Origin of the sequence: Rhizobium changzhiense, assembly GCF_013087625.1 — a bacterium.
Classification (GTDB): domain Bacteria; phylum Pseudomonadota; class Alphaproteobacteria; order Rhizobiales; family Rhizobiaceae; genus Rhizobium; species Rhizobium sophorae.
On record NZ_JABFCQ010000009.1, the window covers coordinates 107977 to 130780 of the forward strand.

Annotated in this window: 22 protein-coding genes, 1 tRNA gene and 1 pseudogene; 14 read left to right on the top strand and 10 right to left on the bottom strand. The window is 61.3% G+C overall.

Annotation, left to right across the window (positions count from 1 at the left end):
* The first annotated feature begins 34 nt into the window (after positions 1-34).
* The 3 genes and pseudogenes from G9X68_RS30165 to G9X68_RS30175 all read left to right on the top strand — a co-directional run bounded on the left by G9X68_RS30165 (position 35) and on the right by G9X68_RS30175 (position 3152).
* The gene (locus G9X68_RS30165) at positions 35-1120 is read left to right on the top strand and encodes a MerR family transcriptional regulator (RefSeq protein ID WP_206679917.1); all 1086 of its coding nucleotides are present in this window, start codon (positions 35-37) and stop codon (positions 1118-1120) included.
* Positions 1121-1171: 51 nt separating this feature from the next.
* Positions 1172-2041: pseudogene (locus tag G9X68_RS30170) on the top strand (ornithine carbamoyltransferase).
* Positions 2042-2087: 46 nt separating this feature from the next.
* The gene (locus G9X68_RS30175) at positions 2088-3152 is read left to right on the top strand and encodes an ABC transporter substrate-binding protein (protein ID WP_171605512.1); all 1065 of its coding nucleotides are present in this window, start codon (positions 2088-2090) and stop codon (positions 3150-3152) included.
* A gap of 5 nt (positions 3153-3157) precedes the next feature.
* Here G9X68_RS30175 and G9X68_RS30180 read toward each other — a convergent pair whose 3' ends face one another.
* Positions 3158-4771 (bottom strand): right-handed parallel beta-helix repeat-containing protein, encoded by a 1614-nt coding sequence (locus tag G9X68_RS30180; RefSeq protein WP_171605513.1) that lies wholly within the window; start codon positions 4769-4771, stop codon positions 3158-3160.
* A 483-nt stretch (positions 4772-5254) separates the two neighbouring features.
* On the opposite strand from G9X68_RS30180, the gene G9X68_RS30185 reads away from it, so the two are divergent.
* From G9X68_RS30185 to G9X68_RS30200, 4 genes are all read left to right on the top strand, one after another.
* A complete protein-coding gene (locus G9X68_RS30185; protein ID WP_168308578.1) occupies positions 5255-6199 on the top strand; it encodes a Bug family tripartite tricarboxylate transporter substrate binding protein in 945 nt (314 codons plus the stop codon).
* Positions 6196-6687 (top strand): tripartite tricarboxylate transporter TctB family protein, encoded by a 492-nt coding sequence (locus tag G9X68_RS30190; RefSeq protein ID WP_168308577.1) that lies wholly within the window; start codon positions 6196-6198, stop codon positions 6685-6687. Before G9X68_RS30185 ends, G9X68_RS30190 begins: the two co-directional genes overlap by 4 nt.
* 88 nt (positions 6688-6775) lie before the next feature.
* A complete protein-coding gene (locus G9X68_RS30195; RefSeq protein ID WP_171605514.1) occupies positions 6776-8293 on the top strand; it encodes a tripartite tricarboxylate transporter permease in 1518 nt (505 codons plus the stop codon).
* Positions 8294-8466: 173 nt separating this feature from the next.
* Complete coding sequence (locus G9X68_RS30200; protein ID WP_171605515.1) at positions 8467-8637, top strand: hypothetical protein; 171 nt, start codon at positions 8467-8469, stop codon at positions 8635-8637.
* Positions 8638-8736: 99 nt separating this feature from the next.
* On the opposite strand, the gene G9X68_RS30205 is transcribed toward G9X68_RS30200, so the two are convergent.
* The gene (locus G9X68_RS30205; protein WP_171605516.1) at positions 8737-9825 is read right to left on the bottom strand and encodes a DUF475 domain-containing protein; all 1089 of its coding nucleotides are present in this window, start codon (positions 9823-9825) and stop codon (positions 8737-8739) included.
* A gap of 353 nt (positions 9826-10178) precedes the next feature.
* Between G9X68_RS30205 and G9X68_RS30210 the strand changes: the two genes are divergently transcribed.
* Positions 10179-10409 carry a hypothetical protein gene (locus G9X68_RS30210; protein WP_171605517.1) on the top strand — a complete coding sequence of 77 codons (231 nt, stop codon included), beginning with the start codon at positions 10179-10181 and terminating at the stop codon, positions 10407-10409.
* 58 nt (positions 10410-10467) lie between these two features.
* The gene (locus tag G9X68_RS30215) at positions 10468-10644 is read left to right on the top strand and encodes a hypothetical protein (protein ID WP_171605518.1); all 177 of its coding nucleotides are present in this window, start codon (positions 10468-10470) and stop codon (positions 10642-10644) included.
* Positions 10645-10701: 57 nt separating this feature from the next.
* Here G9X68_RS30215 and G9X68_RS30220 read toward each other — a convergent pair whose 3' ends face one another.
* Positions 10702-11214 carry an MgtC/SapB family protein gene (locus G9X68_RS30220; protein WP_168308571.1) on the bottom strand — a complete coding sequence of 171 codons (513 nt, stop codon included), beginning with the start codon at positions 11212-11214 and terminating at the stop codon, positions 10702-10704.
* Between the two features lie 232 nt (positions 11215-11446).
* Between G9X68_RS30220 and G9X68_RS30225 the strand changes: the two genes are divergently transcribed.
* Positions 11447-12160 (top strand): hypothetical protein, encoded by a 714-nt coding sequence (locus tag G9X68_RS30225; protein WP_168315397.1) that lies wholly within the window; start codon positions 11447-11449, stop codon positions 12158-12160.
* 6 nt (positions 12161-12166) lie between these two features.
* On the opposite strand, the gene G9X68_RS30230 is transcribed toward G9X68_RS30225, so the two are convergent.
* The 4 genes from G9X68_RS30230 to cpdR1 form a co-directional block, all read right to left on the bottom strand.
* Positions 12167-12661 carry a hypothetical protein gene (locus tag G9X68_RS30230; RefSeq protein ID WP_244956269.1) on the bottom strand — a complete coding sequence of 165 codons (495 nt, stop codon included), beginning with the start codon at positions 12659-12661 and terminating at the stop codon, positions 12167-12169.
* Between the two features lie 453 nt (positions 12662-13114).
* Positions 13115-14158, bottom strand: a complete 1044-nt coding sequence (locus G9X68_RS30235) for a porin (protein WP_168308569.1) — start codon at positions 14156-14158, stop codon at positions 13115-13117.
* A gap of 889 nt (positions 14159-15047) precedes the next feature.
* Positions 15048-15122 (bottom strand) — tRNA-Val (locus G9X68_RS30240).
* 84 nt (positions 15123-15206) lie between these two features.
* A complete protein-coding gene (cpdR1, locus tag G9X68_RS30245) occupies positions 15207-15569 on the bottom strand; it encodes a response regulator CpdR1 (protein WP_003542883.1) in 363 nt (120 codons plus the stop codon).
* 187 nt (positions 15570-15756) lie between these two features.
* On the opposite strand from cpdR1, the gene G9X68_RS30250 reads away from it, so the two are divergent.
* Both G9X68_RS30250 and hisN read left to right on the top strand, forming a co-directional pair.
* On the top strand, positions 15757-16638 hold the full coding sequence (locus G9X68_RS30250) for an N-formylglutamate amidohydrolase (protein WP_171605520.1): 882 nt from the start codon (positions 15757-15759) through the stop codon (positions 16636-16638).
* A gap of 270 nt (positions 16639-16908) precedes the next feature.
* Positions 16909-17682: a histidinol-phosphatase gene (hisN, locus tag G9X68_RS30255; RefSeq protein WP_171605521.1), complete on the top strand. Its 774-nt coding sequence runs from the start codon at positions 16909-16911 to the stop codon at positions 17680-17682.
* Between the two features lie 65 nt (positions 17683-17747).
* Here hisN and G9X68_RS30260 read toward each other — a convergent pair whose 3' ends face one another.
* A complete protein-coding gene (locus G9X68_RS30260) occupies positions 17748-18722 on the bottom strand; it encodes an alpha/beta fold hydrolase (protein ID WP_029871898.1) in 975 nt (324 codons plus the stop codon).
* Positions 18723-19145: 423 nt separating this feature from the next.
* Here G9X68_RS30260 and G9X68_RS30265 point away from each other — a divergent pair, with 423 nt between their 5' ends.
* Positions 19146-19616: an Hsp20 family protein gene (locus G9X68_RS30265; RefSeq protein WP_003542878.1), complete on the top strand. Its 471-nt coding sequence runs from the start codon at positions 19146-19148 to the stop codon at positions 19614-19616.
* 59 nt (positions 19617-19675) lie between these two features.
* On the opposite strand, the gene G9X68_RS30270 is transcribed toward G9X68_RS30265, so the two are convergent.
* On the bottom strand, positions 19676-20725 hold the full coding sequence (locus tag G9X68_RS30270) for a bile acid:sodium symporter family protein (RefSeq protein WP_168315394.1): 1050 nt from the start codon (positions 20723-20725) through the stop codon (positions 19676-19678).
* Positions 20726-20770: 45 nt separating this feature from the next.
* On the opposite strand from G9X68_RS30270, the gene G9X68_RS30275 reads away from it, so the two are divergent.
* Positions 20771-21625, top strand: coding sequence for a LysR substrate-binding domain-containing protein (locus G9X68_RS30275; protein WP_168308563.1), 855 nt, complete (start codon positions 20771-20773; stop codon positions 21623-21625).
* 53 nt (positions 21626-21678) lie between these two features.
* On the opposite strand, the gene G9X68_RS30280 is transcribed toward G9X68_RS30275, so the two are convergent.
* Complete coding sequence (locus G9X68_RS30280) at positions 21679-22731, bottom strand: threonine aldolase family protein (protein ID WP_171605522.1); 1053 nt, start codon at positions 22729-22731, stop codon at positions 21679-21681.
* Positions 22732-22804 lie beyond the last annotated feature (73 nt).

A 22804-nucleotide genomic window follows, 5' to 3' on the forward strand; every position in this document is an offset into this window, starting at 1 on the left:
GGGCATAGCCTAGAAGACGATTCGCGAGGGAATCATGAACGAGCGAATGAACGAGAATCTCTGGCTGACGGCGGCCGAATGTGCCGAGCGAATCGGGCTGACGGTAAAAGCGCTTCGCCTCTACGAGAAACGCGGGCTGGTCAACCCACGGAGAACCGGCAAGAACTGGCGGCTCTATGGTATCGAAGACATAGCGCGGCTGAACGAGATCCTGGCTTTGAAGCGACTGGGGCTCAGTCTGGCGAGGATCACCGAATTGCTGGCCGGCCAGGCGACCGATCTCGACCGGACGCTTTCCATGCAACAAACGCAGTTGCTTTCGCTGCGCAGCCGCGTCGAAGAGAGTCTCTCGCGGATCAATGCCTTGCGGCAGCGGATCGCCGCTGGCGAACCCATTTCGCTCAACGAACTCGTCAGCATAGCCAAGGAGACCAGCATGACCGACCAATCCGCCGACGCCGCCGCCTGGCGGCGCTACGAGCAAGCGCGGCCGCGCACCGAAGGCACGATCGCGCCTGAGCTCAATGATGATTATCTCGGTGCCTACCTCTTCGAATGGGGTGGCAGTATCACGATCGCCCGGCGCGAGGGCGGGCTGACAGCGCAGGTGCTCGGGCAGGAGGCCATCGATATCTATCCGGAGAAGGAAGACGAGTTCTTCTATCGCGTAGTTGCGGCGCAGATCGGCTTCCGCCGCGGGCCGGACGGGCGGGTGGACGGCCTTGTGCTGCGCCAGAACGGGTGGGAACAAGAGGCGTCGCGGATCGATGCGGCGGCGGCAGCGAGGCTGGTCGCCGACCTAGAAAACCGGACGAAAAACAAGCAGCCGGTCGATAATAGTGAAGCGCTGCTGCGCAGTCTGATCGCTCAGCATCAGAGCGGCGAGGTCGACTACGACAGGATGGTTCCGGCACTTGCCGATGCCGGGCGGGAGCAGATGCCGATGATCCGCGCGGACCTGGAGCGGGCGGGTACGCTGCGGTCGATTTCCTTCAAGGGCGTGTCGTCGGAGGGGTGGGACGTCTATGACGTCGCCTTCGAAAACGCTGCGATGGAATGGCGATTTGTACTTGCTGCCGATGGCAGGTTCAGCGGGATTTTCTTTCGACGATTGCCGTGAGGCCGGCTCCGGTTATTGTGGTGACGGTTTCAAGCGCAACGAGGGATTGGGATGACCGATTCGGCCCGGAGTTTTCTGGCGTTTCACGATATCCCGGAGGCCGGGCTTCGGTCGATTATCGGTCGCGCCGGTGCGCTCGCCAAAGCTTGGGATGAGCGTGCGATGCCGCAGAGCCTTGCGGGCAAACGCGTCGCGCTGATTGTCGACGACGGCGGCTGGCGCAATATCACGGCCTTCGATCTCGGCATCCAGGCGATGGGTGGTATCTGCGTGCATGTGCCGATCGGTTTCGATGTCAGGGAGAAGGCCGGCGACCTCGCGGGGTATCTCGGCAACTGATTCGACATGCTGGTGATCCGCACGAAGGAGCTCGCGACGTTGAAGGCGGTGGCGGCAGCCTCGCCGGTGCCTGTCATCAATGCGCGTACACGCTCCAACCACCCTTGCGAGACGCTCGGCGACCTTGCCTATATCAACGGCCGGCGCGGCTCGATCGACAGGTTGAAGGTCGTTGGCGTGGCGGCGGACGCAAATATCCTGCGCTCCTGGGCCGAAGCGTCGATCGCATTGCCGATCGAGGTGGTGCAGGTCTTTCCCGAACGCTGGCATATAGGTGACGCCGCGCTGCTCAACAGGCATTTTCGCGTGAGCACCGATATGGGCGAGTTACTGGATGCCGACATCGTCATCACCGATTCGTGGCCGGATGACGTCGCCGGAGACGCGCTCGCCGGCTACCGGATCGGGACCGATCTGCTCGATCGGCTGCGGGAGGATGCGATCTTCCTGCCATGCCCACCGGTTCGGCGTGGTGAGGAGGTGACGGCCGAGGCGATGGAGCATCCGCACTGCCAAAGCCGCCCCGCCAAAGCCTTTCTGTTGCATGCGCAAAATGCGCTGATGGAGTGGGTCATCGCCTAGATCCGGCACCCTTGCTCCTCCCGGCGCGCTCAGGCATTGTTGCTGGATGAGGAGAGTTTTTATCTCGCTGCTGGCGTTCTGGCCGGGCTTCGCGCTAGCCGATCAGGCCTTCTATCCGGCAAAGTCGGGCAATACCGATGCGCCGGTGCTGACGGTCTATTCCTCGCTCGACGAGCCCCTGGCGCAGCCGATGATCCGGGGCTTCCAGGACGCCAATCCCGATGTCGCAGTCAGATATGAGGACATGCTGACCGGCGACATCTACGACCGGATCGTCCGGGAGACGGATGCCGGCAAGAAGACGGCGGATTTCGCCTTCTCCTCGGCTATGGACCTGCAGGTGAAGCTTTCCAACGACGGATATGCACAGGTCAGCAATCTGCCGATGAGTGCAGCATGGCCGAAATGGGCGAACTGGCGCAACACCGCCTATGCGCTCACCTTCGAGCCGGCGGTGTTCGTCTATCACAAGCCGAGCTTTGCGCATGAGCCGGTGCCGAGTTCGCGGGCTGAATTCGTCGACTATCTGAAGCGCAAGGGCAACGAGGTCTATGGGCGGATCGGCACCTACGACATTGAGCGTTCCGGCGTCGGCTTTCTGTTCATGGCGCGCGACCAGGAGCAGTTCGGCGACATCTGGTCGGTGATCGGGGCGATGGGGGCTGCCGGCGTCAAGCTCTATTCGACGAGTTCGGCGATCCTCGAACGTGTTGCCGACGGGCGCTTCGTGCTCGGCTACAATATTCTCGGCTCCTATGCGGCCGACTGGGCCTCGCGCTATCCCGATGTCGGCATCGTGCTGCCGAAGGATTATACGGTGGTGATGTCGCGGATCGGGTTGGTGCCGCAGGCCGCCGGCGAGCCGGAGCTCGGTCGGCGTTACCTCACCTTCTTCATGTCGAGGGAAGGGCAGACGATCATGGCGCGCGAGCTGCAGATCCCGGCCGTCAGCCCCGAGGTGGCGGGGGAAAATACCGCCAATACGCTGCAGGAACTGCTCGGCGCCCAACTGCGGCCGGTGCCGGTCAGTCCCGGGCTGATGGTCTATCTCGACCAGGTGAAGCGGGCGCGGCTGATCGCGCACTGGAATGAGGTTCTGCGGACGCAGTGAAGGCGTCAGCTTTCAGCCGGTTCACCTTTCCCGCAGGGCTCCGGATAGAGCCAGTATTCGTAGAACATCGGCTTTTCGATCGTAAAGAGACGTTCGCCCTGCCAGGCGCCGACGGTATAGTCCGCACCGGCGACGGACTGTTCGCGTCCGTCGGGAAGCTGCATCTGGAAAGGCACTGCCGCAACCTGCGCGGTCAGCTTTAATTCTTCCGGCTTGCCGAAGGCGGTCGAACGGAAAGGGACCGGGCTGGGATTTGCGTCCACGCCGATAGGATATCCCGCATGACGCAGCAGGTCGGGGAAATATTCGTGATCGATCAGATCACCATCGAAGCGTATGTCGAGTTCTTGCCAAAGCTTGGTGAAATATCTGCCTTCGAGTGAATTTTCGCCCTGGCCCGGCTTCGGCACGTGCTGCCAGCTCGCACCAAAAGGCGCGGAATCCTTCGGCGTCGATAGGCCTGCTGTGCCGTAATAGCCGATCGCGTTGTTCAGATGGTGGAACCGACTGAAGCGGTTGCGCTTGCTGATCGGACCTCTCAGCATCCACGAATTGTTGAAGGCATAATGCGGGCCGACGGCTTCGTGCTGTTTGGGAAACTTGAAAAGCTCACCGAAATTGCGGTCGTCGTCATCGGGGCCGGGGCGATGGCGGTTCCAGCCGAAATTGCCGTAGATATAGAAGTAGCCGGATCGATGCATCTCCAGTGAAAATGGCATGTAGCAGTCGACAAACCTGTTGCCGTTCACGGTCCAGTTCCAGGCATAGTCTTCTGCCTCGATGGCATTGTCACGAATGCGGACGAACCAGTTGTTTTCGATAACGATGTTGCGGCAGAAATCCTCCACCGTGGAATCGGAGGCATCGTTGAAGAAATGGATGCCGTTGAAAGCATCGAGAATGACGTTATTGCGCAGGACGACATAGCCGGCGATGGTCCATGCCCGGAAAAAGTCGCCGTCGAAACCGCGCTCATCCTTTTCGACGTCCACGCGGCTTTCGGTGTCTTCGATATTGCCGTGCACCTGTGCCCATGAGATTTCTCGCCACAGCCTGCAATCGCCGGGGTTGAGTCCGGCATTGACCGCGCCGGTCTCTCGGATCGCTGCAAGGTCCGCCTCGCCGTGAGACTGCAGATCCTGTATCCAATCGCAATTTTCAATCAGCAGATGGCGCGTATAGGCTCCGGCCGCACCGATGGCGATCGTGCTGCCGCGAATATGCAGGCGGCGGAGTGTGATGTGCTGGCAGTTGTCGAGATAGATGGCGGTCGGCCAGCAGCCTTCGAACGTGAGATCCTCGATGACGACCCACTGGCAATTCCGCAACACGAGCGCTGCGTTGTCGGCAAGGTAGTAAATGCCGGGGAAGCGGCCGTTGGCTTCCTGCACGGCGGAGAGGCGGTTGGCGCTCTCGCGATAGTCTTCGTAGGGTTCGCCGCCATCGATCACCGCACCGTTGCCGCGGATCACGACCGGGTGCTGCTGCGAGCCGCTAACCGAGGAGAGGACAAGCGGCGTTGCGTATCGTCCGCCTTCCAGCGTCAGCGTTGCGCCGCGACGCAGCGATTGCCTGTCGTCGTAAATCCGGTCGGGATTTGTGTGCAGGCAGTACGGCATATCGGTTCCTGTGGATATCAGCGAAATAAAGGTCTGCAGAAATCGAGATAGCGGGAAACAAAACCCTGGATTGAGCAAGATGTAATTGACTTAGGGTCACGCGTGCAAGCGATTAAACCACGGCTATTTGAGAGCACTGCAGCGACCAGGAGCCGGTCCGAGGGTCTCGCCAGACCAGGTCCTGCAGCCGTACTTCGGCGGCGGATAATGCACTTGCCATCGGCAGCGGGGAACCGGATTTAGTTCCGCGTCTGCCAATTACGGCAAAAAAGTGTCCTGTCCTTCTGGATATCTTGCCGATGTCAGCTAAATGACAGGTTGTTGTGGTCGCTTTGGCTACTTCTTCTCCGTGGAGGCGGAGAGCTGAAGCCTTGGGAGGTATTCCGCTCGTCATTCAGGACGCTTGCGTCCGCTGGCCGGCCATTCCTCCCGATTCCCAGAGAACAGCAGGCGGTTTGCTCAGCCGCCGACGGAGGACACATCGTGAAGCATACGTTCATCGCAACCCTTCTTGCAGCGACCATCGCGCTGCCGGCCTATGCGGCCGATTACACCATCATCGCGCCCGCCGCTCCCGGCGGCGGCTGGGACCAGACGGCCCGTTCGCTGCAGACCGCGCTGCAGCAGGAGAAGATCTCCGGCAACGTGCAGGTCCAGAACGTTCCGGGCGCCGGCGGCACCATCGGCCTTGCGCAGTTCAGCAGCCAGGCTGCCGGCAACCCGAATTCGCTGATCGTCGGCGGCTATGTCATGGTCGGCGCGATCCTCACCAACAAGTCGCCGGTGACGCTCAAGGATGTCACGCCGATCGCCCGTCTGACCGGCGAATATGAGGCCGTGGTCGTTCCTGCCGCGTCCGAGATCAAGACCATGGCCGATCTGGTCGCGGCGCTGAAGAAGGATCCGGGCTCCGTTTCCTGGGGCGGCGGCTCTGCCGGCGGCACCGACCACATCACCGTCGGCCTGATCGCCAAGGCCTCCGGCGTCGATCCGACCAAGATCAACTATGTCGCCTTCTCCGGCGGCGGTGAAGCGCTCGCCGCCATTCTCGGCGGCCAGGTCACGGCCGGCGTCTCGAGCTACAGCGAGTTCGAATCGCAGGTGAAGTCAGGCACGCTCCGTCTTCTCGCCGTATCCAGCGAAAAGCGGATCGATGGTGTCGATGCCCCGACACTGAAGGAAGCCGGCACCGACGTCACCATCCAGAACTGGCGCATGGTCGCCGCTGCCCCCGGCCTGTCGGCAGAGCAGGTGGCAAGCGTGACCGCCGATTTCGAGAAGCTGCACAGCTCCGCCACCTGGCAGGAAACGCTGAAGACCAAGGGCTGGGCCGACACCTATCTGTCCGGCGATGCCTTCAAGGCGCAGCTCGAAAAGGATGTCGCCGCCACTGAAGGCATTCTCAAAGATATCGGACTTGTTCAATGAGCGAGGATAACACCTCCTCGGCAACCGAACGCCGCCCTGATTGGGCGGCGTTCATCATTGCCGTTTTCCTCTTCGCCGTCGCCGGCGTGATGGCCTGGGATGCCTTGCATCTGAAAACGATTGCGCAGTACGACCGCATCGGTCCGGCGACAGCGCCCCAGATGGTGGCATTCGGCCTCTTCTGTCTCGGGATCTGGACCGCCTTCGAAGCCTGGCGCGGCGATTTTCCGGAACGTGACCGGCAGGAAGTCGCACCCGTCATCTGGATCGTCGCTGGTCTTGCCGGCCAGATGCTGCTTTTGCGCGTCGCCGGCTTCTCGATCGCGACCGGCATCCTCTTCGCGCTGACGGCACGCGGCTTCGGCAAACGCAAGCTCTGGATCTCGCTGCCGTTTGGCATCGTCCTCAGTTTCGTCGTCTGGGCGATCTTCTCGCAGCTGCTGCAACTGACGCTGCCGGCCGGCCCGCTCGAACATCTGTTCTTCTGACCGCGCGAACGCGCTGTCAGCTCTTTTGATTTTGCGCGGCGCCTGACCTCGAAATCGGATGGTCGGGAACGCCGCTTGGGACACCAAGATGAGCACATTCGAATTCCTATGGCAGGGTATCCTGGTTGCGATGCAGCCGATGAACCTGGTTTATGCGCTGGTCGGCGTGACGCTCGGCACCGCCGTCGGCGTGCTTCCCGGCATCGGCCCGGCACTCACCGTGGCGCTGTTGTTGCCGGTCACCTACAAGCTCGATCCCGGCGGCTCGCTGATCATGTTCGCCGGCATCTATTACGGCGGCATGTATGGCGGTTCGACGACCTCGATCCTGCTCAACACGCCGGGTGAAAGCGCCTCGATCGTCACCGCGCTCGAGGGCAACAAGATGGCGCGCGCCGGGCGCGGCGGACCGGCGCTGGCGACAGCGGCGATCGGCTCCTTCGTCGCCGGCCTGATCGCGACGCTCGGGCTTGCCTTCATCGCTCCCTATATCGTCAAGCTGGCACTGGTTTTCGGGCCGCGTGAATATTTCGCGCTGATGGTGCTTGCCTTCGTCACCGTCTCCTCGGCCTTCGGCGATTCGGCATTGAGAGGACTGACGTCGCTGTTTATCGGCTTTGCTCTCGCCATGGTCGGCATCGACCAGCAGACAGGGCAGGCCAGGCTTTCCTTCGGCATTCCCGACCTGCTCGACGGTGTCGAGGTGACGACGCTTGCCGTGGCGATGTTTGCGATCGGCGAGACGCTTTATATCGCCGCGCAGGGCAACCGGATCGCCGAAAAAGTCGAGGCGGTGAAGGGTTCGCTCTGGATGACCGCTGAGGACTGGTCGCGCTCGTGGAAGCCTTGGCTGCGCGGCACCTTCATCGGCTTCCCGATCGGCGCGATGCCGGCGGGCGGCGCCGAAATCGGCACTTTCCTTTCTTATGCGACCGAGAAGCGGCTGGCAAAGAACCCGGAGGAGTTCGGCCATGGCGCGATCGAAGGCGTGGCCGGTCCCGAGGCGGCGAACAACGCATCGGCCGCCGGCACGCTGGTGCCGCTTCTGACGCTCGGCCTGCCGACGACGGCGACGGCGGCGATCATGCTTGCCGGCTTCCAGCAATACGGGCTGCAGCCGGGGCCGCTGCTGTTTGCCACCAATCCGCAGCTCGTCTGGGGGTTGATCGCCAGCCTGCTCATCGCCAATGCGATGCTATTGGTGCTGAACCTGCCGATGATCGGGCTCTGGGTGCGGCTGCTGACCATTCCAAAGCCGTGGCTCTATGCCGGCATCCTGCTGTTTGCGACGCTTGGGACAATCGGTGCCAATCCATCCGTGTTCGAGCTCGGCATGCTGCTCACTTTTGGCCTGCTCGGCTATGTGATGCGGCTCTTTGGCTATCCGATTGCGCCTACCGTCGTCGGCCTGATCCTCGGGCCGCTTGCTGAACAGCAGCTGCGCCGGGCGCTGGCGATCAGTCAGGGCGACGTCACGACGCTGGTGATGTCGCCGATCGCGGCGGGTCTGCTCATTGTTGCAGCCGCCGCCTTCCTCATCCCGCTGATCCTGCGACTGCGCGGCAGGGGACAGGTGTTGTCGCAGCTGGCAGCAAACGAAGACTAGAACAAAGAAGGCTAGAAGAAAAAGACGACCCACCCCCCCTCTCTCGAGGCCGGCCATGGAGACATGCGCCGGCCTCCTGTTTTTGCATGGCTGAGGTGATTTTCTGAGCATTGTGGCGGTGCATGCGCGATGCCATCTATGAGTGATCAATCAGAGCAAGAGGAAAAGGGACAATGTCCGCCATCCGCAATTCAGTCCGTACGGGTTTCTTTGGTCGCGCATTCGCCGTGCTTGGTGCCGCAAATGCCGTTAGTGCTGCCGTTGAAGCCGGCCGCCGCCCGCGCGCCAAAGATCTTAAGGAACTCGGCATCGACCCGGCCTCCTTCGGTCAGGTCACCCGCTAATACCTTCAAGCCATGCATGAATGAATTAGCCCGCAACCGGATGGTCGCGGGCTTTATTTTTAGCCGCAAGGGCGCCGCGCACTGCGGCTTCTTGCATCGTCAGGCGCGAAGCTCTTCCCGTTGGGCGCCGTGATCCTCCACCCTTTCGCGTTTGTTGTGGCGGATGGACGACCAGAGGGACAGGCCGATCAAGGCCGCGCCGCCGAGCCCGGTGATGACCTCGGGGATATGCACCAGGGTCTGGGCATACATGATCACCGAGAGGATCAGGATGGCGTAGAAGGCGCCATGCTCGAGATAGCGGTATTCGGCAAGCGTTCCCTTCTCCACCAGCATGATCGTCATCGAGCGCACATACATGGCGCCGATGCCGAGGCCGATCGCAATGACGAAGAGGTTCTGCGTCAGCGCGAAGGCGCCGATGACGCCGTCGAAGGAAAAGCTCGCATCCAGCACCTCCAGATAGATGAAGGCGCCAAGACCGCCCTTGGCGGCAGCACTCATCGTCTTTTGCGAGGCATCGAGCAGCCCGCCGACCACCTCGACCGCGAGGAAGGTGAGCAGGCCATAGATGGCGCAATTGACGAAGATGGTGGCTTCCTCACCGCCGATCAGCCAGGAGAAAACCAGCATCAGCGCCAGCACGACGGCGATTTCGATACCCTTGATGGCGGCCGAACGGGCCATCACCCTTTCCAGGCCCGGAAGCCAGTGGATTTCCTTCTTGTAGTCAAAGAAGTAGTTGAGGCCGACCATCATCAGGAAGGTGCCGCCGAAGGCTGCGATCGGCAGATGCGCGTCGTTCATGATGCGGGCATATTCGGCCGGCTCGCGTGCGGCGAGCACCAGAGCATCCCAGGGGCCGATCTGTGCCGCGATCGCGACGATTGCCAGCGGGAAGACGATGCGCATGCCGAAGACGGCGATGATGATGCCCCAGGTGAGGAAGCGCTGCTGCCAGACCGGCGTCATCTCCTTCAGCTTGTTGGCGTTGACGATGGCATTATCAAAGGAGAGCGAGATCTCCAGCACCGCAAGCACCGTGCAGATGAAGAAGACGGTCGCCATGCCGCCGATCGTGCCGGTCGTCTGCCAGCCGAGCACGGCGCCGAGAACGAGGCCGAGGGCAGTGACGATGAAAGCCCAGCGGAAATAGCTGAGCGAGGATGGGGTTACGGGTTGATTCATGGCCGCACCTCGCGGCCGCAAATCGTGTTGAAGAGGGTTGATATATTGGAAAAACGCGGCACGACACTACGGGCACGCGGGTCAGGCATGGTGAGCTTGTTCATTGATGAAAAATCCGCCGGCTAAGCTGCAGGCGGTACCGACATCACGAGAGCGCCGTAAAAACTCTCGCCAGAGGGGCCCGGCACCAAAGTTCCCCGTCAGCCGATGTCTGGAAGGCTGCGGGATAGGCTCTAGGTAATGAACTTCGCTGCCCAGTCAAGGCCGGCCGCCACGCCGGGATTGGGTGTTTTTTTGGGAACCATCCTGGCGCCCGCCCGTTAGGCCTTGGTTGAGCTTAAAAAAGGAGGCCGATGATGCACACTTCGACCCATCTTCCTGATAAACGCACGGAGGCGTCCGACCGCATGAAGCGGGCGAAGCCAAACCGCATGCAGAGGGCGCAGGTGCTGCCGCCGCATCATGTCGACCTGACGCTGACGCCCGGTGTCTACCACGACATTCACGTGCCGGCCCATGTTACCGGTGCCGATCTTTCCAAGGGTGGCCCCGACATCAAGGGCAATGCAGAGACCAAGAAATAACGGGTATTCCGGAAGCCCTTGGGCGCTGACGGTAGATTTGAAACAGGGTGAGAAACATATGACGATCAACTTTGTGCCCCGCGAGATCTTCATCCGGCACGAAAATGAATGGCAGGCCGTACGCGAGGCGGCGGACGAGCGTATCGATATAGGCAAACGCCAGAAGCCGCTCTCCTCCGTCGGCGGCACGGCATCGGTTGGAAAAGACAATCCTTCGGCCCCACGCTCCGAATGACCAACAGACAATCACGCTGACACGAGCGCCCGGCATGATGCAGGGCGCTCTATTTTTCTATTTGTGTTCATCGCGATCGACACGCTGTCCGGAATTAAAGCCGAACCGCTGTTCGAGTTTACCGAAGGCGAAGAGTACGCAGATGGCGACGAGCGTCGTGAAGAAAGCGATCGGCCAATAGCCGAAGCCCATGGCGAGGCCGATCGCGCCGGAGAGCCACATGCCGGCGCCCGTCGTCAGACCGTGCACCCGACCTCTTGCAAAGACGATCATTCCGGCGGCAAGAAAGGCGACGCCGGCGGTCACGGCTTCGATCACGCGCAACGGATCGATGCGCACCTGTTCGTCATCGGTGAAACCCGGCATGTGCACTGCCTCGATCGAGATGATGGCGAAGAGGGCAGCGGCAAGACTGATCAGAATATGGGTGCGGAAGCCCGCCGGGCGGTCGCGTGCCTCACGCTCGAAGCCGATCAGCCCGCCGAAGACGATGGCGCCGAAGAGGCGGGCGAAAATGACGGGATAGTGGATACGCGACTCCGGTATTATGTCGGCCATAATAAGATCCATGAATTTTCCCCCAGAACAGACGGAGTTTTTCGCTGGCTAACGTCTGAGCGCGGAATTTGTTCAGCTTTTTTCCCTCGTGCGCTTTGGCAGTCCCGTTGGCCTCTCCGGTGCGCGCCGGCGCGTTCATGTCATTGGAGGGAAAGTTCGGCAAACCAAGCATCATCCTGCCGCCGTGCCAACCTTTCGGAAAGGATTAGGCAGCGATAATCCCGGCCTCACGGGAATCGGACAGATGGCCAAGACAGCGACACGCGGCCGCCGCAAGGCGCCGGCGAGAGGAAAGAGCAAAGCGCGCAGCAGTGGTGGCGGATTGCTGCCCTGGGCGGTGATCGGCATTGCCGCGATCGGGGGCATCGTCGCCCACGACCATTGGAAGAGCATCCAGCCGATGCTTGCAAGGCAATCGACGCCGATCACACGGGAAACTGCGGAGCCGAGGCCTGTCGTCAGGAAGGACGCGCCGCCGAAGCAGGTGGCGCTTGCCGCACCCACGCCGAAAGTCGCAGTGCCGCAGCCGCTGCCGCCGGCCGCGATCCCGACGCCGATGATCCAGCCGATAAAGGCGGCGCCGTCGCCGGCCCCCGCTGCCGTTTCGGAAACCGGGACAGTCGCCTTCGGCTATTGCGGGCAGGGCGCTCATATCAATTGCGTCGGCGACGGTGGCGTCTTCTGGTACAAAGGCGAGAAGATCGTAATTGCCGACATGGCAAGCCCGGTGGTCGACCAGGCGCGCTGTGACGGCGAGCGCCGGGTGGCTTTTGCCGCCAAGTCGCGGCTGCTGGCGCTTCTGAACGCCGGACCCTTCGTCATGAATGCGGCGGGCAAGGCCGAGCCCTCTGGCGCGCCGCGCGTCGTCTCGCGCAACGGGCGCTCTTTCGGCGCGCAGCTGATCAATGAGGGCCTAGCACGCAAGCCAGGGGCCGCCGGCAATGCCTGGTGCGCCTGAGGACGGCTACTTACCCTTCTTCACCAGCTTGCCGCCGGTGCGGAAGCTGCCGATAAACGAGGAATCCTTGCTTTCGGCGGTGCATTCGATCGCGATCGGCTTGCCGGCATAGGGATTGCCGAAGGTGCAGAAACCGGCGACCTTGACCTCTCCGGTCATCTTGTTGCCTACACCCGTTGTGACGAGGCTGAGCGGCAGGCGGGCGTTGCCATTGGAGGCAGGCTTGATGCCGCTGCCATCGCCCTGGAAGCCCAGCGCCTTGCCATCCGAGGTGAAGATGAAGGTCACCACGCCATTGGCCAGCGTGACACTGGCAAGCTCATTCCTGCAGCCCTTGGTGGCGTCGAATTTGGCGACGACGAGCTTGGCGCATTTGCCGGAAAGCGTAATGACGCCGGGAGCACCAGGAAAGGTCTCGGCGGGCGCGGCCGGCACGGCAGAGGCCGGCAAGGCGAGGACGGCGGAAAAAAGGGCGGCAGCGGCTAACGCGGATAACTTCATTTCGATCTCAAACCCCATGTCGTGGCCCTATGTCGTGGCGAGGCGAATCACTACCTCACCCTCGGTTCGCCATGGCATGGCTCTGTGTCCGAATTTGGCGCCGTTATTGCTGAGGCGCAAAATTTTTGTCGGCCGCCGGGCTCCCTCGGCGATCGGCGGCAGATGAATGAAAAGTTGGTTGAGCTTGCTGGTTGCAAGGTCCAGCAACGAACATAGGCTGCCGGACATCGGCAGCGAACCGATGTGACACGACAGTGGCAAGGCACTCATCGAGCGTGCCGTCCTGGGCGCACGTCTGGTCAAGGAGAATGGGCCCAGGCAGGGAAGTCCAGGCCCATTCTTTCCCGATCGGAGGTCAGTCAGATCAGGAATTTGTAGCTGCCGGTCTAGAGCATGATGCCGAAAAGTGTGAACGGTTTTCGGACGACATACTGTCTAGCCGGCAGCCTTTTATCAGAACGCGCGCTGCAGGCGGAAGAAGCCCGAGGTAACGTCGCTAGCATTGTCCGGATCGAGATACTGAACCGAAATCTTGGTGGAGAGGTTGTCGACGATCTGGTAATCAACCGTCAGACCGACCTTCCACGCATCATTGTCGTCGTTGAACTCGCCAGCAGTGATGCCGTAGTTGTTGTAGTACTGAACAGCCGGGGTGATCTTCAGCTTATCAGTCGCCTTGATGGCGTATTCGGCAGCAACAGCCCATTCAGCCTTGTTGTAGTAGGCGTTCGGGTTGCTCGCGTAGACAACTGCGAGGCCGAGCGTGCCCGGACCGACAGCAACCGTACCCATAGCACGGACGGCGCCTTCTTCGTTGTCGGTGTCGTAACCGGCAGTGATCTGATAGCTGAATGCACCAGCCTTGCCGCCGAGGCCGACGGCAACGCCGACGTTGTTGGCGGTTTCACCATTGTAGAACGGGCTGTCTTCCAGCTCGTCAACGCTGATGCCAGCGTAAAAGGCGTCGGTTTCGTACTGATAACGGATGGAGTTATGCAGCGTGACGGGAGAACCGATATCGTCCGTTTCGCCGGAGAGACCATCGTCCCACCAGGAGTAGAACAGACCAGCGCGGAAGCCAGCGATGTCGATGTAGGCGGAGTCGAGGATGGCCTTCTGAGCCGAGGCGTTGTCAGCATTGAACTGCATGACGATGACGCCGGTCAGCGGACCATATTCGGTGTCGCTCTTAGCCGTAAACTGAACCTGACCACGCGTACGGGCATCCCAGTCCGAGTCGTTGGGGACAGAACCACCGCCGCCGGCGCCGATCGAGCTGGCGTTCGGAGCAACGTCAACCTGGAAACGGATGTAACCGTTGATCTTGAGGCAGGTTTCGGTGCCCGGGATGTAGAAGTAGCCGGTGCCGTAAGCGTCGCAGACGCGAACGTATTCAACCGGTTCCGGCTCGGCCGCAACGATAGCGTCGGCGGCCTGAGCGCCGGATACTGCTGCAAGTGCAGCAGCGGAGCCGAGAAGAAGGCTCTTGATGTTCATGGAATAAACCTCCAGTTCAGATGCAAGAGGATGAAGACCGTCTGCCCTCGGCAGTCCCTACGTATCTTCAACCCGTGTGACCGAAGCGGCACCGTTTTGGCTCGGTGCCTGCCTCGCCGCGGAAATTACATAAGGGATGTTGCGCCGCAATAACGATATCGATCATGACAGAAGGCTGTCCTGGCTATGTTGCTGAAATAACACGCGTTTTGTCACAAACCCGTCATCTGTCCGTCACAAAGCCGCGCTTCCGGATAGGTGGGCAACGAGGGGCTGAATGTTCAGCAGCGGTATGCAATTGATGCTCGAATGAGCGTATTCTCATATGTGAACACGCCGTAACAGCCATCTGCGCGAGTCGGAGGAAGGCCAGGCCGCCAGGGTCTGCCGGGGCATGCCGATGTCGGCCACAGGTTCTAACGGGCAGTGATCGGTGGCTGAGGATACGTCGCCTCGACGAGAAGCGACGAAGATCTGGCATGCACTTTTGCTGGAATCCCTCTATTTGCCCTTTTCACCAGCTTGCCGGCCGCCGCTCGGGCGTCGAACGGGAAGAACAATCGTCTCGCCAGGGATTTTTTGAAATCGTCCTAGAGGATCGCTACCCCAGCCGCGAGGATCGTGATCGGAATTAGCCAAAGCTTGATGCTAATGGGTTCGACGACATGAAACTGCATATAACCGAAGCCGAGGAGGCCAACCCCAGCTAGGGTGAGGCCGAGATGTGGGGCCATCCCACAGCCATTGAAACCCCGGCCCGGATCATGGTCGCGGACCAATCACGTGCAAGCCCTCGCTCCACAAAGTGTTGGAACTGGAGCGCATGCCAAGCTCAGAAATCAGAAAATCCCCAAGGCGGGGATTTATCAACAATGTCAGGGGGATCGGATGGTGGGCGTGACAGGGATTGAACCTGTGACCCCTACGATGTCAACGTAGTGCTCTCCCGCTGAGCTACACGCCCATCCGATGGCGGCGCATAGATCACAAAACCTTTGGAGCCGTCAATAGGCTTTTTTCAGTTTTGTGACGCGCCGCCCGGCAAGCCTTATGCGGCAAGCATCTTGTTGACCTCGTCGACGAGGTCGCGCAGGTGGAAAGGCTTGGAAAGGACCTTGGCATCCTTCGGCGCCTTCGAATCGGGGTTCAGCGCCACGGCGGCAAAACCGGTGATGAACATCACCTTCAAGTCGGGGTCGAGCTCGGTGGCGCGGCGCGCCAGCTCGATGCCGTCCATCTCGGGCATGACGATATCGGTCAGCAGCAGGGAAAACGGCTCCTCGCGCAGCCGGTCATAGGCGCTGGCGCCATTGTCATAGGAAAGGACCTTGTAGCCGGCCTTTTCGAGCGCTTTCACCAGGAAGCGGCGCATGTCGTTGTCGTCTTCGGCGAGAAGTATCTTCTGAGTCATCAATCCAGACCGCGATCCATAGGTTTTTGGTGGGCTGCCAGCCGTTTACACTAGTCTTTGCCCGGTAAACAACCGGTGAATTGCCTGTGCGTGACCGCCATCCCGTCTACATAGTATGGACTTGCGGCCGGGCAACTGGCAACATGGGCCAAGCAGTCAGTTCATGACATGGTAAAGAGGGCCGAAAGTGCCGGAAATACGCGAATACGAGCTTTTTGAGGTTCATGAGCCCGTGTCGCAGACCATTCCCTTCGTCTACAACTCCCCCCATAGCGGCCGCATTTATCCACCGGAATTTATCGCCCAGTCGAGGCTGGAGGGCATCGCCATCCGCCGTTCCGAAGATCACTATGTCGACGAGCTCTTCGGCTCGGCCGTCGCACTCGGCGCGCCGCTGCTGGCGGCCAACTTCCCGCGCGCCTATCTCGACGTCAATCGCGAGCCTTACGAGCTCGATCCGCGGATGTTCGACGGGTTGCTGCCGCCCTATGCCAATGTCAATTCGCTCAGGGTCGCCGGCGGGCTCGGCACCATTCCACGCATCGTCGCCGAGAATATGGAGATCTATGCGCGGCGCCTGCCGGTGCAGGAGGGGCTCGACCGCGTCGAAGCGGTCTACAAGCCCTATCATGCGGCGCTTCGCCGTCTAATCGCGCGAACGCATGTGCAGTTCGGCTTCGGCGTGCTGATCGACTGCCACTCGATGCCCGGCAATGTGCGCGTCGCCGGCAGCACGGCGCGACCTGATTTTATCATTGGTGATCGCTACGGCACCAGCGCTTCGGCCGAACTGTCGCGCGCTGCCATCGCCATCCTCGAGGAAATGGGCTTTGCGGCGATCCGCAACAAGCCCTATGCCGGCGGCTTCATCACCGAACATTACGGTCGGCCTTCGCGCGGCCTGCACGCGCTGCAGATCGAAGTGAACCGGGCGATCTATGTCGATGAAGTGACGCTGGAGAAACGCGAGGATTTCGCCGAAGTGGCCGACGCCGTCACGGACTTCATGCAGCAGATGGCGGAATACGTCGAGAAATTTGCCGGCGAGCGGGCGCTGGCCGCCGAATAGCTCTCTTTTTCGATGTCGCTGACGTCTGGCCTTCCCGGCCAAAAAAAACCGCGCTTGTGAGCGCGGCTAAGTCTAGGGAGGAAACACCCAAGGAGGGTATTTACAGTCAGAAGACTGTATGAAGAAGCTACTATTGCATTGCACAAATGTCAAGCAATATATTGCGTTGCGATATCTTTGGGCAGTTAAATCCAAATTGCCTGCTTCATTTGCATTCCCGTTGCTTTTCGCTATGAAAAGCGCCACTCCCGCCAGCCAAACGGTGTCATCATGTTTCCTGACCGTTCGTTCTTCAATCGCCTGGCGGAAGCCGCTCGGGCCGAGACGCTGCCGCGCTTCCGCTCCGGCCTCGATGTCACGAACAAGCTTTCCTCCGGTTTCGATCCGGTGACGGAGGGCGACCGGGCGGCCGAACTCGCCATCCGGGCGCTGATCGAGGAGAATTTCCCCGGCCACGGCATTCTCGGCGAGGAACATGGCAATGTCGGGCTCGACCGCGAATATGTCTGGGTGATCGATCCGATCGACGGCACGCGCGCCTTCATATCCGGTGTGCCGGTATGGGGAACGCTGATCGGCCTGCAGAAGGCGGGCCGGGCGATCATGGGCATGATCGAACAACCCTTTACCGGCGAGCGTTATTTCGCCGACCAGAACGGCTCGATCTATACCGGCCCGGAGGGCGAGCGGCGGCTGGCGACGCGCCAGTGCGATGCGCTTTCGAACGCCATCCTGTTCACCACCTCGCCGCATCTCTTTGCCGGCGAGGAGATGGAGAAATACCGCGAGATCGAGAGCCAGGTGCGGCTCTTCCGCTACGGCTGCGACTGCTATGCCTATGCGCTGCTTGCCGCCGGCCATATCGATCTGGTCGTCGAAAACAGCCTCAAGCCCTATGATGTCGGCGGCATCATTCCCGTCATCGAGGGGGCGGGTGGCATCATCACCACCTGGGACGGCGGACGGCCGGAAAACGGCGGCTCGATCATCGCTGCCGGCAGCCGGGCAGTCTACGAACAGGCGATCGCCATCCTACAGCGCTGATCCCAGGGTCAGCTGTGCTGATCCCGGTCAGCAGCGTCGATTCCCCGATCAGCAGCGCTAGCCGGTCAGGTGCCGAGGGCGGCGACGTCCTGGTTTTCTTCAGCATCGCTGCCCGGAATGAAGGCGTGGAAGGCGGCAAGGGCGGCGGCGCGATAGATATCGCGCTCCTGGAAGATCTCGTGACGGGCGCCGTTGATCGGCACCAGCTGACCGGCGCGGAAATAACGCGAAAGCCGCTCCTGCGCCGTATAGGGCACGACGCCGTCGCGCGTCGGGGCGATGACGATGGTCGGGATGGTGATCGAGAAGAGATGGTAGGGTGAGGTGACCCGGTCCATGGTGCGAAAAGCCTCGATCAGCCAGCGGGCCGTCGGCGGCCCGAGCGTCAATTCCGGATAGGCCTTCATCATTGCGACATTGCGCTCGAAGCGGTGTTCGTCCGAGGTCAGCGGGTTGTCGCTGAAGTTCGGCTCCTTCAGTTTCGAGGTCAGCGGCAGGAAGCCGAGGCCGAGGGCAGTCAGCGTGCCGGCGAGAGCGCGGATGACGCGGGGCGAGGCCGACTGGCCGGTCAGGCCGATGAAGGGCGCCGACAGCACCATGCGATCGATACGGGTGGTGAGATAGGGCGCGGCGGAGAGTGCGATCAGGCCGCCGGTGGAATGCGCAAGCAGATAGAAGGGCAGGCGGGTATCCGGCAGCACCACCTTTTCCAGGAAGGTATCGAGATCACGCTCGTAATCGGCAAAGCGGCGGATGTGGCCGTGGTTGCGGCGCTTCATGAGCCGTGACGAACGGCCCTGGCCGCGCAGGTCGAAGGTCGCGACCCAGAGACCCTTGGCCGTGAGGTCGCGGATCGTCTCGAAATATTTCTCGATATATTCGTTTCGGCCGTGCAGGATGACGACGGTACCTTTGGCTATCTGGCCACTCGAGCGGAAGACGGCGTAACGCAGCTGCTGGCCGTCATGGGTTTCGAAGAACCCCTCCGTGCGGTTTTCCGGGGCGGGATTATCGGGCGTCGAATAGAGAACCTGATCCATGACTTTGCCAATGCGCCGCTGCTGACTGCTTCGCATCAGGGATAGCGCATGGCATCCGGCTTGGAAAGCGGTGTGCCCGCAAGGCCTGCTGCAGGAAAAGGGCCGGCAGGAGCATGAGGGTGCTCGCGGCCGGCCGAAGTTGAGACTGAAGAAGAAGGGACGATGCACTTCAGCCATCGGGACCAGATTCACCCGACGCCGAAATTCCTAAGCGAATGCGCCTGAACGCGCTCCGAACCGGCCGTTCATGCGGGGTTCACGGGCCGATCAAGGCGATTCCGGAAAGGTCTTGAACTCCTCGAATCCCATCACCATCTCCTTTCTGCGGGTGCCGAACAGGGCCTGCGCAACCGTCCCAAGGCCGCCAAAAATGGGGTCTCAGGGGCATTTCATCGCAACACGTCGCTTCCACAGGAGGACATCATGCGTCACGTAGACTTCTCTCCCCTTTATCGTTCGACCGTCGGTTTCGACCGGCTCTTCACCATGCTTGACAGCCTTGCCCAGCCGGAGCAGGCGCAGACCTATCCGCCCTATAATATCGAGCGCACCGGTGAAAACACCTATCGCATCACCATGGCCGTTGCCGGTTTCGACGAGACCGAACTTTCGATCGAAGCCCATGCCCATGTGCTGTCCGTGAAGGGTGAAAAGAATGAGGAACCTGCCGAAAGCGGCGAATTCCTCTACCGCGGCATTGCCAAGCGCGCCTTCGAGCGCCGCTTCCAGCTTGCCGATCATGTCGAGGTGACCGCCGCTTCGCTGAAGAACGGCCTGCTGCACATCGACCTTCTGCGCAATATTCCCGAGGCCATGAAGCCCCGCAAGATTGCGATCGCCGCAGAACCGGTTGAAGCTCCGAAGGCCATCGAAGCACAGATCATCAATGGCTAATCACATCCTTGTCGGATAAAACGAACGGCGCCCCATCGGGGCGCCGTTTTTATTGTTGTTCAGGCCGGGCTGGCGGCTTCGTCTATCTCTTTTTGCGTTGCCCGGCGGGCCGCGGCGGCGGCGTATTTCTGGGCGATGACGGCGCAGACCATCAGCTGAATCTGGTGGAAGAGCATCAGCGGCAGCACGATCGCGCCGATCGACTGGCCGGCGAAGATGACGTTCGCCATCGGCACGCCGCTTGCGAGGCTCTTCTTCGAGCCGCAGAAGGTGATGGTGATCTGGTCGGGTTTGTTGAAGCCCAGCCAGCGGCTGCCGAACATCGTCAGCACCAGGACAATCGCCAGCAGAACCATGTCGGCGACGATGACGACGGCGATATCGGCGATCGAAAAGGTGTGCCACAGGCCCTCGACGACCGCCGTGCTGAAGGCGAGGTAGACGACCATCAGGATCGAGCCGCGGTCGACAGGCATCAGGATCTTCTTCTTGGCGCGAATCCAGTCGCCGATCCAGGGCTGCAGAATCTGGCCGACGATGAAGGGAGCAAGCAGCTGCAGCAGGATCTGCTCTAATGCGTCGAAGGAGAAGCCGCCATGACCGCCGACGGAAAACAGCAGGCCGACGAGCAGCGGCGTCAGGAACATGCCGAAGATGTTGGATGCCGAGGCCGAGCAGATGGCGGCGGGGACGTTGCCGCCCGCCATCGAGGTGAAGGCGATCGACGACTGCACCGTCGACGGCAGCACGCAGAGGAAGAGGATGCCGAGATAAAGCGGCTGCGGCAGGATCGTGTCGGGGATCAGTCCGAGCGCCATGCCGAGCAGCGGGAAGATGCCGAAGGTCGTCAGCAGGATGACGATATGGAGGCGCCAGTGTAGCAGGCCTGATATGACCACGTCGCGCGACAGGCGGGCGCCATGCAGGAAAAACAGCAGCGCGATGGCGAGATCGGTGGCGATACCGAAATAATCCGCGAACGTGCCGCTTGCCGGCAGCAACGAGGCAAGGATGACGGTACAAACGAGCAGGATGGTGAATGTATCGGGCAGAAAGCGGCGCATGGCGGTCTCGCGGCTTGATAAAACAGTCATTGTTCTGTCGTCCATTATGATCCAGGATGCAAGGAATAACAGTTATCGAGAAGCTGGATCATGTTGGACCTTTCGCAATTGCGCAGTTTCGTCGCCGTCGAGCAGATGGGCAGTTTCACGCTTGCCGCCGAAAGGCTGGGCCTCGGGCAGTCCACGGTCAGCCAGCATATCCAGCGGCTGGAGACAGCACTCGGGCGTAGGCTGCTGGCGCGCGACACGCATAAAGTGATGCTGACCGGTGATGGCGAGGCGCTGCTGTCGCATGCGCGCGCCATGCTTTCGATAGAGGGGCAGGTACAGTCGCTGTTTAAGAACAACAGCCTGCGCGGCAGTCTGCGGCTCGGCGTGTCGGAGGATTTCGTTACCAGCCAGTTGCCGGCGGTGCTCGAGGATTTCGTTCGTTCCCACCCCTCGGTCGACCTCGAACTGACAGTGGCGCTTTCCGGTGTTCTTTACGAGATGCAGGACAGTGGCGAGATCGATCTGGTGCTCGCCAAGCGCCGGCTCGGCGATGCGCGCGGAAAACTCGTCTATCGCGAGCCGCTCGTCTGGCTGGCGCGCGATCCCGAGCGTGTGCTCGCCTCCGGCCCTCTGCCGCTGATCGCCTTTCCGCCGCCGAGCGTCACACGGGTGATCGCGCTCGAAGCACTCGGGCGAAACGGGGTGCCGTGGCGGATCGTTTGCACCTGCGGCAGCCTGAGCGGGCTGACGGCGGCGGCGCGGGCCGGGATGGGCGTGCTGGTTCAGCCGCGCAGCATGGCGCCTTCAGGGCTGAAGGAGATCGCTGCGGGAAGACTTCCGGTGCTGGAGGATGTGGAATTCGTGCTGGTGCCGCGCAAGGGCGCGGACCAGGCATTGGTTTCAGCACTGTCCGAGGATATTCTGCAAAAGGTGAGGGGACTGAGGTCGGCGTGAATCCTTGCGTCACCGAAAGGCCTGCCGGGCCGGCAAGCCTTTCGGGCAGGCGATCAGGCGGCCAGACACTTCAGGAAGCCATCGACATCCGCTTCTGTTGTGGCGAAGCTGGTGACAAGGCGGATCAGGATCTCGCTCTCAGAAGCGAGTTCGAGCGTTGCCGCCGGGACCGGCCATTCGTAAAATTTCGCGCCCTTTTCCTCCGCGGTTTTCGCAGCGCTTTTGCTGACGACGGCAAAGACTTCGTTGGACGCGGTCGGCCAGGCGAGGCGAGCGGCGTTGCTGGTGGCGATGCCGGCGCGCAGCCGGTCGGCCATGCCGTTCGAATGGCGGGCGAGATCGAGCCAGAGGCCGTTTTCGAAATAGGCATCGAACTGGGTGGCGATGAAACGCGACTTGGAGAAGAGCTGGGCGGCGCGCTTGCGGATGAAGGGCATTTCCCGGGCTTGATCCGGATTAAAGAAGACGATCGCTTCCGCACACCAGCAGCCGTTCTTGGTGCCGCCGAAGGATAGCATGTCGACACCGCGCTTCCAGGTCATTTCGGCCGGGCTGACGCCGAGCGCGACCAGGGCGTTGGCGAAGCGGGCGCCATCCATGTGGAGCGGCAGATTGCGCTTCTTGGCGATGGCGGCAATCTCGCCGATCTCCGGCAAGGAATAAACGGTGCCGATCTCGGTCGCCTGGGTGATGGTCACCGCGCTGGCGCGGCCGTGATGGACGGCATCCTCGGGAAAGCTTGCGATCTTCGCCGAGAGCTTTGCCGGATCGATCTTGCCGGCTTCGCCGTCAACGGCAACGAGGCGGGCGGAGCCGGAGAAAAATTCCGGCGCGCCGCATTCATCCTCGATCACATGGGCCTCCGAATGGCAGAAGGTGATGCCGCCGGGGCGCTGGACGCTTGCCAGCGACAGGGAGTTGGCGGCCGTGCCGGTGGCGACGAAGAAGATCGAAACCTCACGCTCGAAGATCTCGGAAAAGCGGGCTTCGACCTTTCTGTCGAGATCGCCGGCGCCATAGGCGGCGGCAAAGCCGGTCGATTCCGTCAGCAGACGCTCGGCAATGGATTTGTGAGCGCCGGCCCAGTTATCGGAAGCAAAGAACATAGGGGGGAACCGTGGGGAAGGAGGGGTTGGCAAAGTCCGCAGCGGACATTACGCCAAAGCTTCACAGGATCAA

Coding starts and splice junctions, on each gene's coding strand:
- G9X68_RS30165 (WP_206679917.1), top strand. CDS start 35: ATGAACGAGCGAATGAACGAGAATCTCTGGCTGACGGCGGCCGAATGT.
- G9X68_RS30175 (WP_171605512.1), top strand. CDS start 2,088: ATGAGGAGAGTTTTTATCTCGCTGCTGGCGTTCTGGCCGGGCTTCGCG.
- G9X68_RS30180 (WP_171605513.1), bottom strand. CDS start 4,771: ATGCCGTACTGCCTGCACACAAATCCCGACCGGATTTACGACGACAGG.
- G9X68_RS30190 (WP_168308577.1), top strand. CDS start 6,196: ATGAGCGAGGATAACACCTCCTCGGCAACCGAACGCCGCCCTGATTGG.
- G9X68_RS30195 (WP_171605514.1), top strand. CDS start 6,776: ATGAGCACATTCGAATTCCTATGGCAGGGTATCCTGGTTGCGATGCAG.
- G9X68_RS30200 (WP_171605515.1), top strand. CDS start 8,467: ATGTCCGCCATCCGCAATTCAGTCCGTACGGGTTTCTTTGGTCGCGCA.
- G9X68_RS30205 (WP_171605516.1), bottom strand. CDS start 9,825: ATGAATCAACCCGTAACCCCATCCTCGCTCAGCTATTTCCGCTGGGCT.
- G9X68_RS30210 (WP_171605517.1), top strand. CDS start 10,179: ATGATGCACACTTCGACCCATCTTCCTGATAAACGCACGGAGGCGTCC.
- G9X68_RS30215 (WP_171605518.1), top strand. CDS start 10,468: ATGACGATCAACTTTGTGCCCCGCGAGATCTTCATCCGGCACGAAAAT.
- G9X68_RS30220 (WP_168308571.1), bottom strand. CDS start 11,214: ATGGATCTTATTATGGCCGACATAATACCGGAGTCGCGTATCCACTAT.
- G9X68_RS30225 (WP_168315397.1), top strand. CDS start 11,447: ATGGCCAAGACAGCGACACGCGGCCGCCGCAAGGCGCCGGCGAGAGGA.
- G9X68_RS30230 (WP_244956269.1), bottom strand. CDS start 12,661: ATGAAGTTATCCGCGTTAGCCGCTGCCGCCCTTTTTTCCGCCGTCCTC.
- G9X68_RS30235 (WP_168308569.1), bottom strand. CDS start 14,158: ATGAACATCAAGAGCCTTCTTCTCGGCTCCGCTGCTGCACTTGCAGCA.
- cpdR1 (WP_003542883.1), bottom strand. CDS start 15,569: ATGACTCAGAAGATACTTCTCGCCGAAGACGACAACGACATGCGCCGC.
- hisN (WP_171605521.1), top strand. CDS start 16,909: ATGTTTCCTGACCGTTCGTTCTTCAATCGCCTGGCGGAAGCCGCTCGG.
- G9X68_RS30260 (WP_029871898.1), bottom strand. CDS start 18,722: ATGGATCAGGTTCTCTATTCGACGCCCGATAATCCCGCCCCGGAAAAC.
- G9X68_RS30265 (WP_003542878.1), top strand. CDS start 19,146: ATGCGTCACGTAGACTTCTCTCCCCTTTATCGTTCGACCGTCGGTTTC.
- G9X68_RS30270 (WP_168315394.1), bottom strand. CDS start 20,725: ATGGACGACAGAACAATGACTGTTTTATCAAGCCGCGAGACCGCCATG.
- G9X68_RS30275 (WP_168308563.1), top strand. CDS start 20,771: ATGTTGGACCTTTCGCAATTGCGCAGTTTCGTCGCCGTCGAGCAGATG.
- G9X68_RS30280 (WP_171605522.1), bottom strand. CDS start 22,731: ATGTTCTTTGCTTCCGATAACTGGGCCGGCGCTCACAAATCCATTGCC.